Origin of the sequence: Pseudomonas sp. NPDC087342 (genome assembly GCF_044744265.1) — a bacterium.
Classification (GTDB): domain Bacteria; phylum Pseudomonadota; class Gammaproteobacteria; order Pseudomonadales; family Pseudomonadaceae; genus Aquipseudomonas; species Aquipseudomonas nunensis.
This window is the reverse complement of the sequence record NZ_JBIUXZ010000003.1, coordinates 147,852-160,682: the sequence shown is the minus strand read 5'-3', so window position 1 is coordinate 160,682 and position 12,831 is coordinate 147,852. Positions and strand designations below refer to the sequence as shown.

The window sequence follows — 12,831 nt, the reverse complement described above, 5'->3', positions numbered from 1 at the left end:
AGGATTAACGTTGTTTATGAGCGCCAAGCCCCCAAAAGGGGGCTCTCTTCATACTCGCGGAGGGTTCACACAGATACTGAAGCGATTTCTATAAAAGGCCTGCGCGAATCTGAGCCTTTTTTGGTGCGTTTAAATATTGATATCGGTATCTCCCGTCGGAAATAAAGCGCATGGGTATTTTCGTACGCTGATATATAACGATGCTTAGACTAATCGCAATCCTGTCATACCACACATTATCGCCGCAGAAATAAATACGCTGAACGATAATCCTGCCCACCAAAATCGGTTAGCCCTAGAGGAGTTAACACCGTGGGCCAGCATTACCACCCTCAGTCCCGATATCAAATGTGCTAATACGAAAAACACACCGAGTGCATAGTGCGGCAGGAGGCGAATATTCCAAGGGTCGTGAATCAAACCGGTTGGCAGTCCGGCGGCGAATGCCCAGTCGGTAGGAATATCAAGCCAAGTCCGAGCGTAAAAGAATACAGAATTCATGTGCCCCAAGATGAACACAGACATGAATACCCCAGACGCGATTTGGAACACCCTGTAACGGTCGGCTAATGTTTCACTCCATGTCCATACCAAGCGTAGGCCGCTAAAAATCTGGAATAACATCACAGCCACTAATATGGGTTCTATGATCTTTGCACGATAGACCGTACGGCCTATATCCATAACGGCCGCGTGAGCTTCGGGACTGATAAGACCAAACAGGTGGTTGAAAATATGGAAAACAACGTACAAAGCCGCAATTGAGCCGCTTATGCCGTGAGCCACCCGCAGATGTGCAGACGTGCGGGGTTGTTCCGAAATGACGGCGTCCGTGCTTCGAGATGCTAAGTATCCAAACAGAAGCCATACAGGTGTCCAGATCCATGTGTCTGGCACTTTGCTGCCAGCCATGTAGGACAGTACTCCAAAGAATACGTACACCGTTGGCGCCGTCACAGCGAGCAACGCAAATCGTCGTGCTCGGACACTCTGGGCTGTTGGCTTCGAGAGTTGAGGGCGACTAGCGATCATTATATTGATTAACGGTACGGCGAATGCAGCAATCAGCAGCAAAGCGGCCAGAAACGTGGAGCTAGAGTTTATTCGAATGCTTTCGTTTGAGGAGACGGTCGGTGTTACTGACCAATGAAATGCATCGAGGATCCAGGGATAAATTGCGGCAGTCAACGCCGGAATCCACACTGCTAATAATTGGGAATCGATTGATATCTTGGTACTTTTTACGAGCGTATCTTCCGGGTTTGGAAAAGCTTGCATGGGGGAATACTCCTGCTACCGGAGAAAACTTTGCGCCGGCAATTATTAGTAAATACGTTGGAGGGAAAGCCTAAAGCTGCTGTACGAAATGCAGTCCCTTCGCCAGCAAGCCTTCACGAAAATAGAAGCGTTGCGCTAAAGCGTTATGCAGCCCGGTATCCAGTACGAGAAAGGCACAACCAAGCTGCTTGCCTTCATCTCGCACGTTGTCCAACAATTCTGCGCCAACTCCTGAATGCCGCTGACGAGAATCGACCACTAAATCGTCTACGTATATGAAGCGCCCGTAGAGTAGGTTCTCTGATGCCCGAAATCCGATCAGCCCCGCCAGTTTTTCGTCCTGCCAGAGTCCAGATAATCGGTAACCCTGGTGTGATTGGCGGCCTAATTGTTGAGTGAATGACGTTACATCGTCCAAATGAGGCCTTAACTGTTGCATCAGTTCGAATCCGGCGTTTATTTCGGCCTCGCTTTGCAGCTGTTTGAACTCGCATCGTTGCATGACCATCATCTCGGCGAAGAAAGTGATCACAGGGTAATGCTTGTATGACTTATCCTATAGAGGCAAAAAATGAAAAAACGACTAGGACATGTTTGTGACAAATCTCTACACCTCTGGCAAAGAATCGACTCCGATTTATCGACAGATTTACTTACGCTTCCGTACCTCGATCGCCGACGGGCGATTGAAGCCTGGTGATCGGGTACCTTCAATTAGAGCGCTAGCCTCGGAGCTGAATCTGGCCAGAGGAACCATCGAGACGGCCTATCAGTTACTGATCAATGAGGGATATTTGGTCGGAAGGGGGGCTGCTGGAACAATTGTGTCACCGCTTATTAAATCCGTTCCGAAACCGTCAGAGGCATCTCCTAGCTCAGTACCACAATATGCTCTCGTCCATTCGGGAGAGCCTCCGCAGCCTTTTCAAATGGGATTGCCAGCACTAGATGCCTTTCCCCGTAAGCTATGGAATCGTATAGCCTCAAATGAATTGCGGCACTCCTTTCTGGATGGTTTGATTTATCCAGACGCCAGGGGGCATTTGTCGTTACGGAGTGCGGTTGCGGGATATCTTGGTGTTTCACGCGGCATATCCTGCACGTCAGGACAGATTTTCATTGTTGCTGGTTATCGCGCATGTCTTGATTTGATCAGCCGTAGCTTGATGCAACCAGGCGATAGCTGCTGGGTCGAAGATCCGGGATATTTTGCGGCAAACAGTTTTCTCCGTGAGGCTGGGGCAACATTGGTTCCAGTACCTGTAGATGCTGACGGTATGGTTGTCGAAGTCGGCGTAAATCGAGCGCCTAATGCACAATTTGCGGTCGTGACTCCGACTCACCAGAGTCCACTATGCGTAGCACTATCAATGCAACGCCGCCAAGCATTGCTCGAGTGGGCGAACCAACGAAAAAGCTGGATTATCGAAGACGATTACGACAGCGAATATCGCTATCACGGCCGGCCTTTACCTGCTCTGAAAAGTCTGGATGTACAAGATCGAGTCTTGTACTGCGGTACGTTCAGCAAAGTGCTGCTGCCAAGTCTGAGACTGGCGTACTTAGTGGTACCGAAAGAACTCGTTTCTCGCTTTTCTGAGATGGCTGACAAAATGCACAGCCATTGCCCTGCGCTATGGCAGGTGACCGTTGCGAGGTTCATTGAAGAGGGGCACTTCGGGCGTCACCTTAAAAAAATGCGAAATCTCTATGCTTATCGTCAGCAGCTACTTGCACAGGCGCTGCTCGCAAAACTGTCGACTCAGCTTTCTATTGATCCTCAGGTAGGGGGTATGCATCTCCTGGCGCGCCTTGATAAGAGTCTGGACGATTGCAGAATTTCTGAAAATGCCAAACTAGCCGGGCTACGAGTTGAGGCACTTTCTAAATGGTACTTAACACCGACAGCCGAGCATGGCTTGCTGTTGAGCTTTACGAATGTAGTCAACGAGGAACAGGCGACTGAGCTAGTGGAACGCCTTGCCCTAGCATTTATTACCAAGTCTGAATAATGCCTCATCAAAGAGGTCTCATGCCTTCGAAAAGATGAAAAATCTCAAGCAAGTAGGGATTTTTGCTCTTCGAAAACGCTATTCAATGTGTGGCAGATCACGAATCTACGCAAAGGGCGCTACAACGATTCCTCAACCTGAAATGGGTATATGGATATGATTTTTAATTCTATTATGGAATAACGAAGTTTTGTTAAGATAGCAGCACCGGAAGACCGGACATATTGAGCAAACCTGTTTATTGGAGCCCCCATGTCCGGCACCGACTCAACTCCCAGCCACAATGTAGGCGACTTATTCCTTGCTCCTTACGAATTTTTTTCTAATTACGTGATCAAGGGCGATGCCAAAACAGGCATCGAATCTCTAACGAAAAATTTTTACTCAGTAGCCGACCTGTTGCGCTGCAAGGACGTCGTCCGCAGGCCTGCCGGTTGGACGTTGAAGATAGCCGCCAGCCAAAAACCCAAGGTCTATTGCCTGATTGAAGCCTCATCAACTTCTGCGGCGGCTCCGGCGCAGCTGTGGATGGGGAACACGCGTCGTCTATCTGTCATAGCAAACCGGTGCTGTTCTATGACTGATCGCCAAACCAGTTAAGGGGGTACTTCAAGCTTATCAAACTAGAGGCGTTTCCCTTTAATGCGGAAGCGTGAAGGCATTAGCAGACATAAAAAACTGATCCCGCAAAGCACCCAATTCGATGCCAATACTCTTGGTGTTTGGCATATCCACGCCATTCACGGCGCAATGCCCGCAACTGGTGACGATCTTTGAAAAAGCCGATTTGCCTACGATTTGCTCAACGGAATTCTCAGGAAGATAAGCGAGAAACGTAAGAAGCGTTGGGAAGTGGCTGAGGTCTTTTAAAAGAGCAGTCGCAGGTATGGCAAAAATGAGTGCTGTCAGATGTGGCAGAAAAGTTAAAGGCAAGTCTCTGAGCGGTCGTTCCGAAGCTGTGCGTTGAAACGATCGCTCGGGCGCGCCTCAATTGTTTTTATAGTCGTGACGCAGAGTCATAGAGAGTATTCCCACGCATCGCGTGGGATCGATAAGAGGTGACAATGATGGTTAAGTTGTTCAGCGTGATCCTGGCTTCATTGATGTTTTCAAATGCAGTGTCGGCTGCCGAGCCACCCACTTTGCGTATTGGGTACCAGAAAAGCTCGGTGAGCATGGTGCTCGCGCGCGAGTACAAACTTTTCGAGCAGGAACTTCCCGGGACAGAGGTGCAGTGGACCGAATTTCTCGGCGGTCCGCCGTTGATGGAGGCCCTAAATAGCGGCAGCGTAGACATCGGAAATATTGGCGACATCCCTCCGATCTTCGCCCAAGCAGCAGGCATCGATTTACAGTACATCGGCGTGGAGCCTAATGACGGAAAAACCGAGGCCATTTTGCTGCCAAAAGCAAGTACCGTGCAGTCTGTAGCTGAACTCAAAGGCAAGCGCGTGGCGTTGCTCAAAGGATCGAGCGCACACAATTTGTTCCTGAAAAGCTTGCTGCGTGCAGGTCTGCAATGGAACGATGTGAATGTAGTTTACCTCTCGCCATCAGACGGCCGTGCTGCATTTGAACAGGGCAAAGTTGATGCCTGGGTGGTGTGGGATCCCTACTATTCGGCTGCTGTAGTTGACGGCAGTGCCCGCGTATTAGGAGACGGTGAGGGCCTCAATCCCGCAGGTAGTTTCTACGTTGCTAGCAGCTCTTTTGCCAAACAACATCCACTAGGAGTCGCCGCGATTCTCAAGACTCTTGGTCGCGCGCAGAGCTTATCGTTGGACCAGCCCGAAGAGAGTATTGCGCTGATGGCTAAGACCTTGGGCCTTCAACCAGATGTAGTGAAAAGTTACTTTGGTCATCGCTCTACAACGCCAATTCGTCCGTTGGAAGCCGTTGATGTAGCTAACCAGCAACGCACCGCCGACCTGTTTTTAGCCAATGGCCTGATCCCGAAAAAGGTTGATGTACAACAGATCGTGTTCAAGGCCCCTTAATCCAATCAGTGAGCAGACCATGCAACCGATCTACATCGATTTTCTCAATGGTCTAGACGTCAAAGAACTCAGCTTGAGTAACGATGGAAATCCTCACTGCCATTGAAGAAAGTTTGGCTAATTCAGGACCGAAATGAGGCTGTGAACGAGCCGCGTACCCATCTGATTCCAGGTGGCCAGATCAATGGCCACTTCAATGTGTTACGCGGCGTATTGAAGGGTGATATAGGGTATGCCGTAGTTAAGGTGGTGGGTGATTTCGTGGAGAACTACCGCAACGGCTTGCCTTCGGAGCTAGCGATACTCAACCTGCTGGATCCCGCTACCGGCGTACCAAAAGCTATCCTCGATGCTTCGGCAATAACTGACATGCGCACCGGAGTTGTAACTGCTATCGGTGCAAAATACCTACCTCGATCGGACAGCAAAGTTCTCGCGCACATTGGTGCAAGAGGCACGGCGTATTGGAACGTGCGATTGTTGGATCACCTATTCGACTTTGAGGAAATTCGTGTGCATTCTCGGCGGGAGGACAGTCGTCAGGCATTCGCCGAACGCTTAAGTCGTGACCTAGGGAAAACAGTGACAGTTACACATGACTGGGAAAGCGCGGTCCGTGAAGCGGACATCGTGGTCGAGGCATCGCGCCTGAATCAACCCGAGCCGCTGCTGCATACTGAGTGGATTAAGCAAGGAGCGTTCGTCGTGCCTTACGGCACCATGAGTGCGGTGCAACTGTCGCTTACCGACATCATGAGTAAAGTCGTGGTGGACGATTGGGGGCAATGTAAGAGTGGCATATTTGGCTCCTTAAGGGCGCATATCGAAGCGGGGAAACTCAGCGAAACTACCTTGCACGCTGAACTAGGACAAATAGTCGCCGGACTTAAGGATGGCCGGCATTCGCCGGAGGAAACCATTCTTTTCTGGCATCGCGGCCTAAGCCTAAGCGACATAGCCTTGGGACATGCTCTGTTGGAAAAAGCGCATCGTTTGGGTATTGGGCAACGCCTGCGTTTTGCATGACCCGCCTCGATCCTCAAGGGCTTGCGCTGGCGATTTGCGTAAGCGGTTGACCAACACACCTTCACACTGCTGGCGGAGTATGATTCAGTTCACCAGCGCCATGCAGACGCATCGCGGTTATCTCTGGACCAGGACACACCACATGCGTAATGACGAAATCTGGAACACCGAGACTGCCGAGTCTTATGATGCACTCGACAGCGAAATGTTTTCGTCCGAAGTGCTGGTGCCAACCGTAGATCTGCTTGCAGAACTCGCAGGAGAAGGCGGCGCGCTTGAATTCGCAATTGGAACCGGGCGTGTGGCCGTACCGCTCAGCAAGCGGGCATTTCCGTGACTGGAATAGAAGTATCTCCTGCAATGGTGGAGCAGTTGCGCAAAAAGGTTGATGAAGCAACTATCCCGGTTGTTCTAGGAGACATGGTTAAAACCTAGCGCCGGGGCACTTCAGCCTCGTTTATCTGGTTTACAACACAATTTCAAACCAGTTGACGCAAGCAGATCAAGTGATGTGCTTTCGCAACGCTGCACAGCATCTTGCTCCAGGTGGCCATTTCGTGGTCGAGCTTTGGGTTCCTGAACTTCCCAAGACGACGGCTCCGCAGACTGTAATTCTCTGCTCCGAACCGGGCTATATCGGCCTCGACACCTACGACGTGGTGAATCAAAAAGTCGTATCGCATCATTTCAGATTTGGTGATGACCGCCAGGCTCACCTTTTCCGCTCCCCCCAACGTTATATCCGGCCTGCTGAGCTTGATCTTATGGCACAGCTGGTCGGGTTCGAGATTGAAAGCAGGTCTGCTGATTAGGCTGGCTCGCCCTTCACCAGCGAGTCGCGTTCGCACGTCTCCGTGTACCGCCTTCTGGGCCACTGAGGCACGCGCCAAAGCCGTAAAGGATTGAAGTAGTCACGCTTTTCTCGCTGACTTCAGCCTCTGCTGGTTATGAAAACGGCCAATGGCTTCTACCTCATTGAAACGCGATTGACCCGCAGCCGTGTATGCGTCCGGGATTGAGGTCACGCTGGATTAGAACCGTTGCCATTCATGCGGAAGCGACTGCTCAATTTCACTTGCTCGTCGCGTCGGCAGGCGCGTGAGAACATCCTTGATATACGCGTACGGATCATGACTATTAGCCGTGCAAAGAGCCAGTTTTTGCGCCCCGATGCCCACGCTCGGATTTGGTTCTCACACCAGTTAATGTCAATGGGAACGGCCCCTTCATCATGAGGGCGCGACAGCGCTCCACAAAGTTTCAGGCTGTAATCGAGTTCTCTGCTGTTCTTCGATCCTTTAGGCACCAGGTCAATCTGAGCGATCATCCAGGCATGCATCATTTCTATCACCGGTACGGCTTTTTTTGCTGTATTCGACGTCGTAAATCCAGCTCCTGGTCGCGGATTTCGCTTTCGATTTTGTACTATTGAGTCGAGAGCGGTGGGCGTGGGGCGCTTGGCCAATGCGTCGAATTGAAATATATGTCCGGCGCACGGTTGGCCGGGCAGGCGAGGGCGCTAGGGCGTTTCACCAACCGTCACAGACAACCTATTGTCGTTTAACAAAAGTGGTCTGCCATTTTGATAGGTGTTTTGAGGTCAGTTTCTATCAAGAGCATCTGGTAAAGAAAAAGTAAACTTGCTCAGTTTTTTGGAATTTTTTTTCCGTAAGTCGCTCTTTTGCATATGTGCATAAGGAGGGCTTCATGAATCGCACTGATCTGTACGTCATTGAATACCGACTCCATGGCAGAGCTAAGTCGTTCGTCATTCGCGCCCTGAAAATGTGCGACGCTGATGCATGGCATTGGGCATGTTGCGACGCTGAATTGGCGCCTATACCCAAACCGGGAAAAGCGCCGCTGAAGGTTTTTAGCAAACCCATGGCCGAAAGATTCGGCGTGACGGATGTGAAATGGCGGGAGACCTCCAAAGTAAATTGGACGGTTGCGGTTTCCACGTGAACCAAGACACGACGCAACTCGTGGTTTCGCAGGGCTGTTATTAATTGACCTATGACGCTGTGCTTACTGCTGGGTAATTGCACTCCACCTGACCACCCATTTGCATTGCACTTGCCCACTCATTTGCATTCAACTTGACCAGTCGTTCGCATCGGATTTGACCAGCATACTGAGTGGCCCTGACTGGCAGAAGTCGACCCATAGCTGCCCTTCACAAAGGGCAGCTAGCGACCCTTAGCGGCCCCTTGCGACAGGCAGAGTTCGGCCAGGAGCGGTCATTTTCGACCAGATTCTTACCCGTCAAGAAAGCTGGTCGTACCCGAATGCACATCCAGCAAGTACGTCGGTTGGTTGATAATCTCCGCTCCAGCCTCGGCTGCGACCGCGCTCAGAGATCAGATGTAGGTTCTTTCTAGCCCGCGACGAAACCACGTACATGAGCTTCTTCGCTGTCTCGGCCTGGTTCGGATCGCTGAAATGGGGAACCATCCCTTCTAGCAGGCCATAGGCGATCACTGCATCATACTCAGCGCCCTTTACCCCGTGGATCGTCGATACGGTGATACCAGTCCGGCCCGCAAAGACTTTCCTGAACATCTCCAATTCAGCGATCGCCTCAGCGCCTTCTTTGATGAGCTTGTCGACGCGCTTCTGCGAGCATTCAAAGAAAGCGTCGTGATGCTCTTGGAGCGCCGCGTAAGTGTGGCGATCGACTCCCAAAGTGGAACATAGCTGGTCGAAGAACACCCGGAGGAAGACCAGGCCATCGGTTTCGGTGACGGTGATGGAGTTGCAGACGCGCAGCAGTGTCTTGCGGTCCAAACCTTGAACCTCGACGCCCGCCACGCTGAGGTCAGCGATTACTTCCCCCGCCCATCGCATCCGGCGTACATAGAGCTGTGGGGACGCCTCCGTCAGAATGATCCGGGCGAGCTTGTACCAGAAATTGTCGACGTCGCGCGCGAAGGGCACCATGCCCGGGCCATCGAACGAATAGGCCGGAAGCGCCGCGACCAGACGGCGTGTCATGCTTGCGAGATGGACCCACCAAGGCGCAACGATGCAGACCTCATGCTGAGCGATCCCGAGCGTTTCGACGTTGAATTTGATGAGCCTTACAAGCTCTTCTTCCAGCGCGTCGCGGTGCGTCTGGTGATCGAATGACACCACGCTCGCGTAGTCCTTGCCCCTTCCCACCGCCTCGATCTTCGAAGGCAAGACGTTGTAATTGCCGAAATAGCTCACAATGCGCGATGACGACCGATAATTGCCTGATAGCTCCATTTCCTTGAAGGCGATGCCGCACTGCGTCCCAAAGTCCGCCGCCGTGATCGCATAGCCGCCAAGCGAGCCATAAATTGCCTGATTAGGATCGCCTACGACGAAGGCGGACGCACCACCTTTAGACGCTTTCAGGATCGATGCGAGGATCGCATATTGGATTTCCCGCGTATCCTGAAACTCATCGAGGAGCACGCATTCAAAGATCGAGCCCAGCACCACGCTGATCGAGGGATTCTTCTCGATGAGTTGATAGGCGTAGAAAAGGATCAGTTCAAAATCAACCTGCCGCTCGGCACGGAGCGCCTTCCAATATGCCTGCAAAACTCCACGAATTGCTTCATGCTTGTCAGTCTTGTTGCATGTCAGGACACAGCCGTTCGGCTTCAAATAATATGCGCAGTCGAAGCTGCTGAGCTTAGTGCCCTGCACCGCGCTGCAGAGTTCCTCGTGCATTCGTTCGGTGTCATGGGCATTGATCACCCGGAAACCGTGCTTGAGCGCCGAGTGATAGATTCCGTAGGGCTTTAAGATCCATTCGAGACAGAAGGAGTGGATCGTGCCAATCCAGAGCTGGCTTGTATAGACACCAAGCTGCTCAATCCGTTCGTGAATCTCATCCGCAGCCCGGTGGGTGTAGGTGATCGCGACGACGCGTTTTTTGTCCGACTTAAGCTCCGACAACAGCCGGGCGATCTTGTAGGTCAGGGTCCTCGTTTTACCGCTCCCTGGGCAGGCAACGAGGAAGACGCTGCCTGGATGCTCGATGGCTGCGACTTGGGCGTCGTTCAGATCCTTCCTGTCCCAGACAAACATTCTAGAAGCTCGCCAGGATAGTGTTGATGCCGTCTGCCGGAAAGGCCTGTAGCATTTCGGCGCGGACACCTGCAAAGTCGATCTCGCCGCGGTGGTAGCGTCTGATTTGCGCGCGCATCGCGTCGATATCTCCTGGCGCGTGTAGTTGCGACGCCGCAAGGATCGAGACCCGATAGTCCAGCACACGCGCCCATGTCTGGATGGATACCGGGATATGCGCTTGGAAGATGGCGTCGAGGATGTAATCCGGAATGGAAGTTTCTGGCGTGATCATTCGCCCTAGGATGATGGCGAACCACCCTTTTCCGGCGTAACGTGCCATCGTCAGCACGCGCGTCCCGAAACGTGCGATGTCGCCCGATTCCAGCTCCATCTTAGACGTCGCGATGGTGCCGCCATCCTTATAGACGTCGCCCAGCACCGAAACGACAGTGCCGACATTGCCGGCGGAGACGAAATCGACCTCGAAAGTGTGGTCGGCGAAGTGCGCCGTCAGCCAGGGATTCCCGGCACACAACTCCTTGAGCGCTGCCTCGCGCTGGAGTCCAGCGATCTGTGACCCCAGTGCTTTCTTCTTCGCGGCCGCCTTATCGTCACTGTCTAGTATGTCCGTGGTCGTATCGATAAACGCGCGGTCAAGGTCGGTGATGATCGCGCAGCGCTTGCGGATGCGCTCGTTGTGGAAAAGCACCGCAACGTTCTCGAAGCCGGTGCTGCGGATGTTGATCAAGCTGATCCCCAGCTCGTCCAGGCTAAGCCCGAACACTTTTTTAACGAGGATTGGGATGAGGATCTCCTCGGCGTCGCCCTCGACTAGAACCACGCTCTTGGCGAAGAGCAGATTGCTGCGGACAGCATCGAGGTAGCGCTGGATATTGCCAATCTGGCCGGCGTCAAGTCCCGTAGATGGCTGAAAAACCTCGCATCGTCCGTCTTGCCGGCCGAGGATGTTGATGTTCACGACGTTGTTCACTTCGGATATGTGGGTCGAATGGGTCGAATAGATTATCTGGGTGTCATCAAAGTTCAGCCGGTCGAACAGCGTTTTCTGGATATGGGTGTGGATGTGCGCCTCCGGCTCCTCAATCACGAGGAAATTGGCGAAGGACTCTTTCTGCTTCTGGTATTTGAACTCGAGCAGCTTCAACGTCAGGTAGATGAGGTTTGCACCGCCTAGGCTCAACTCGTGAATCGCGCCCTCATATTCTTCCTCACTCTCGCCCACAAATAGCTTGAGCGACTGGAACAGACGGTCGGCCTCGTCGGACAGATCCGAGCGGATCGAAAGTGATCGCGGAGAGTAGGTCTCGCCTGCCGCATCGGTGATGGTGTCGCGGATATCGGTGCGGATGGTTTCTACATCTGGTAGGCCCTCAATTGCATCGTTGAGCCCTTTGACGAGCGCGGTGATCGGCTCGAAGCTCTGCGGATCGATCTCACCGCTTCGACATTTGAGCAAAGTTAGGAGGGGGTTGGTGCGGTTGTTCTGGAAGTCGGCGACCACATCGCGCAGTGCTTGCACGAAGGTGAAGCAAACTTCGCGCGAGATCGAGAGCATGCCCGGGATGACGCCCCCGATAGCGGGGATCGTCAGTTCTTGGGGAAATATTACCGCATCGAAGTCGCCAACCAGTTGCCTGTAGGTTTCGGGATCGAGGAAGTTTGCGGTGCTCTTGCCGGTGAAGATCGTTTCATAATCCGAAATGGTGATCTTCGAACGTGCCTCGGCTAGTCCTACGGCATCACCGACGGCAAGGTCGGCCAGGGTCCGCCGAACTGCCGCCTTGGGGCGAAAAATAAGGTTGTAGGTCGCCTTGCCGATCGCGTCGTCGGCGATATTACCGGTCCCATGGAGAAAGAGGGATTGAATCGCTTCGTCCTGGGATACCTCATCGAACTCGAGGCTAATGACTACCCAGTGACCGCGCCAGTCGCCAAGGCCCCGGTGGAAGTCCTTCTCGTCGAGCCTATATGCCGCGCGCAGCAGCGTGTCGTCGAGCAAGAGACGCAACGCCCGGAACAGGTTGGTCTTGCCTGATCCGTTCTCGCCGATGATCGTGTTTACGCCCTTGTTGAATACGACATTCGCGCATTCGAAATTCCGATAGTTGACGAGTTGTAACCTTGAAATATGCACGAATAACGTACCCCGTTTAGCCGTAGCTCGTTATTTTAGCCTGCCCAATCGAGCTGGAGCATTGTGCGCTCCCGTGGCTTGGTGGTGAAGATACGGCTCAATCGCTTAGCAAAGCACCGATCGAATCCTGCATTGTAGGCGAACACAAGCGCCGCCGGCCCTGCAAAGGCTGCAGCCCCTGCGATCTTGATCGGAACTAATCGGGGCAGACCACGATATTGATACTGACGGGGAAGTCCAAAACTGACTCTACCGCCAGTAAGTGACTGCTCTTGGCCGATTGCTGCCGGTGACGATCGACTGAAAACAGCCAAAAGCG

General features: G+C 52.7%; 12 protein-coding genes and 1 pseudogene. 7 read left to right on the top strand and 6 right to left on the bottom strand.

Features of this window, described 5'->3' with window-relative positions; translation table 11 throughout:
- Positions 1–204: 204 nt before the first annotated feature.
- Together ACIOYV_RS11150 and ACIOYV_RS11145 are read right to left on the bottom strand one after the other, a co-directional pair.
- A complete protein-coding gene (locus ACIOYV_RS11150) occupies positions 205–1,278 on the bottom strand; it encodes a hypothetical protein (RefSeq protein WP_401323655.1) in 1,074 nt (357 codons plus the stop codon).
- Between the two features lie 70 nt (positions 1,279–1,348).
- Positions 1,349–1,780 (bottom strand): GNAT family N-acetyltransferase, encoded by a 432-nt coding sequence (locus tag ACIOYV_RS11145; RefSeq protein ID WP_401324018.1) that lies wholly within the window; start codon positions 1,778–1,780, stop codon positions 1,349–1,351.
- Positions 1,781–1,868: 88 nt separating this feature from the next.
- On the opposite strand from ACIOYV_RS11145, the gene ACIOYV_RS11140 reads away from it, so the two are divergent.
- Positions 1,869–3,290, top strand: a complete 1,422-nt coding sequence (locus ACIOYV_RS11140; RefSeq protein WP_401323653.1) for a PLP-dependent aminotransferase family protein — start codon at positions 1,869–1,871, stop codon at positions 3,288–3,290.
- A gap of 252 nt (positions 3,291–3,542) precedes the next feature.
- A complete protein-coding gene (locus tag ACIOYV_RS11135; RefSeq protein WP_401323651.1) occupies positions 3,543–3,890 on the top strand; it encodes a hypothetical protein in 348 nt (115 codons plus the stop codon).
- A 39-nt stretch (positions 3,891–3,929) separates the two neighbouring features.
- On the opposite strand, the gene ACIOYV_RS11130 is transcribed toward ACIOYV_RS11135, so the two are convergent.
- Positions 3,930–4,223, bottom strand: coding sequence for a hypothetical protein (locus ACIOYV_RS11130; RefSeq protein WP_401323649.1), 294 nt, complete (start codon positions 4,221–4,223; stop codon positions 3,930–3,932).
- Positions 4,224–4,357: 134 nt separating this feature from the next.
- On the opposite strand from ACIOYV_RS11130, the gene ACIOYV_RS11125 reads away from it, so the two are divergent.
- The 4 genes from ACIOYV_RS11125 (at position 4,358) to ACIOYV_RS11110 (ending at position 7,125) form a co-directional block, all read left to right on the top strand.
- On the top strand, positions 4,358–5,287 hold the full coding sequence (locus tag ACIOYV_RS11125; RefSeq protein WP_401324016.1) for an aliphatic sulfonate ABC transporter substrate-binding protein: 930 nt from the start codon (positions 4,358–4,360) through the stop codon (positions 5,285–5,287).
- Positions 5,288–5,428: 141 nt separating this feature from the next.
- On the top strand, positions 5,429–6,313 hold the full coding sequence (locus ACIOYV_RS11120) for an ornithine cyclodeaminase family protein (protein ID WP_401323647.1): 885 nt from the start codon (positions 5,429–5,431) through the stop codon (positions 6,311–6,313).
- A gap of 142 nt (positions 6,314–6,455) precedes the next feature.
- Positions 6,456–6,650 (top strand): hypothetical protein, encoded by a 195-nt coding sequence (locus ACIOYV_RS11115; protein WP_401323645.1) that lies wholly within the window; start codon positions 6,456–6,458, stop codon positions 6,648–6,650.
- 172 nt (positions 6,651–6,822) lie between these two features.
- Entirely contained in the window at positions 6,823–7,125 is a 303-nt protein-coding gene (locus ACIOYV_RS11110) for a hypothetical protein (protein WP_401323644.1), read from the top strand.
- Positions 7,126–7,344: 219 nt separating this feature from the next.
- Here ACIOYV_RS11110 and ACIOYV_RS11105 read toward each other — a convergent pair.
- Positions 7,345–7,738 (bottom strand): annotated as a pseudogene (locus ACIOYV_RS11105) (transposase); the annotation flags it as partial.
- A gap of 282 nt (positions 7,739–8,020) precedes the next feature.
- Between ACIOYV_RS11105 and ACIOYV_RS11100 the strand changes: the two are divergent.
- Complete coding sequence (locus ACIOYV_RS11100; RefSeq protein ID WP_401323642.1) at positions 8,021–8,278, top strand: DUF6555 family protein; 258 nt, start codon at positions 8,021–8,023, stop codon at positions 8,276–8,278.
- 300 nt (positions 8,279–8,578) lie between these two features.
- Here the strand turns inward: ACIOYV_RS11100 and ACIOYV_RS11095 are convergent, their stop codons facing one another.
- Positions 8,579–10,375: a UvrD-helicase domain-containing protein gene (locus tag ACIOYV_RS11095; protein ID WP_401323640.1), complete on the bottom strand. Its 1,797-nt coding sequence runs from the start codon at positions 10,373–10,375 to the stop codon at positions 8,579–8,581.
- Position 10,376: 1 nt separating this feature from the next.
- Positions 10,377–12,512: an ATP-dependent nuclease gene (locus ACIOYV_RS11090; protein WP_401323638.1), complete on the bottom strand. Its 2,136-nt coding sequence runs from the start codon at positions 12,510–12,512 to the stop codon at positions 10,377–10,379.
- Positions 12,513–12,831 lie beyond the last annotated feature (319 nt).

Excerpts from the sequence above, each read along its gene's own strand:
- ACIOYV_RS11150 (WP_401323655.1), bottom strand. The coding sequence starts at position 1,278 with ATGCAAGCTTTTCCAAACCCGGAAGATACGCTCGTAAAAAGTACCAAG.
- ACIOYV_RS11145 (WP_401324018.1), bottom strand. The coding sequence starts at position 1,780 with ATGCAACGATGCGAGTTCAAACAGCTGCAAAGCGAGGCCGAAATAAAC.
- ACIOYV_RS11125 (WP_401324016.1), top strand. The coding sequence starts at position 4,358 with ATGGTTAAGTTGTTCAGCGTGATCCTGGCTTCATTGATGTTTTCAAAT.
- ACIOYV_RS11135 (WP_401323651.1), top strand. The coding sequence starts at position 3,543 with ATGTCCGGCACCGACTCAACTCCCAGCCACAATGTAGGCGACTTATTC.
- ACIOYV_RS11140 (WP_401323653.1), top strand. The coding sequence starts at position 1,869 with ATGTTTGTGACAAATCTCTACACCTCTGGCAAAGAATCGACTCCGATT.
- ACIOYV_RS11095 (WP_401323640.1), bottom strand. The coding sequence starts at position 10,375 with ATGTTTGTCTGGGACAGGAAGGATCTGAACGACGCCCAAGTCGCAGCC.
- ACIOYV_RS11115 (WP_401323645.1), top strand. The coding sequence starts at position 6,456 with ATGCGTAATGACGAAATCTGGAACACCGAGACTGCCGAGTCTTATGAT.
- ACIOYV_RS11100 (WP_401323642.1), top strand. The coding sequence starts at position 8,021 with ATGAATCGCACTGATCTGTACGTCATTGAATACCGACTCCATGGCAGA.
- ACIOYV_RS11110 (WP_401323644.1), top strand. The coding sequence starts at position 6,823 with ATGTGCTTTCGCAACGCTGCACAGCATCTTGCTCCAGGTGGCCATTTC.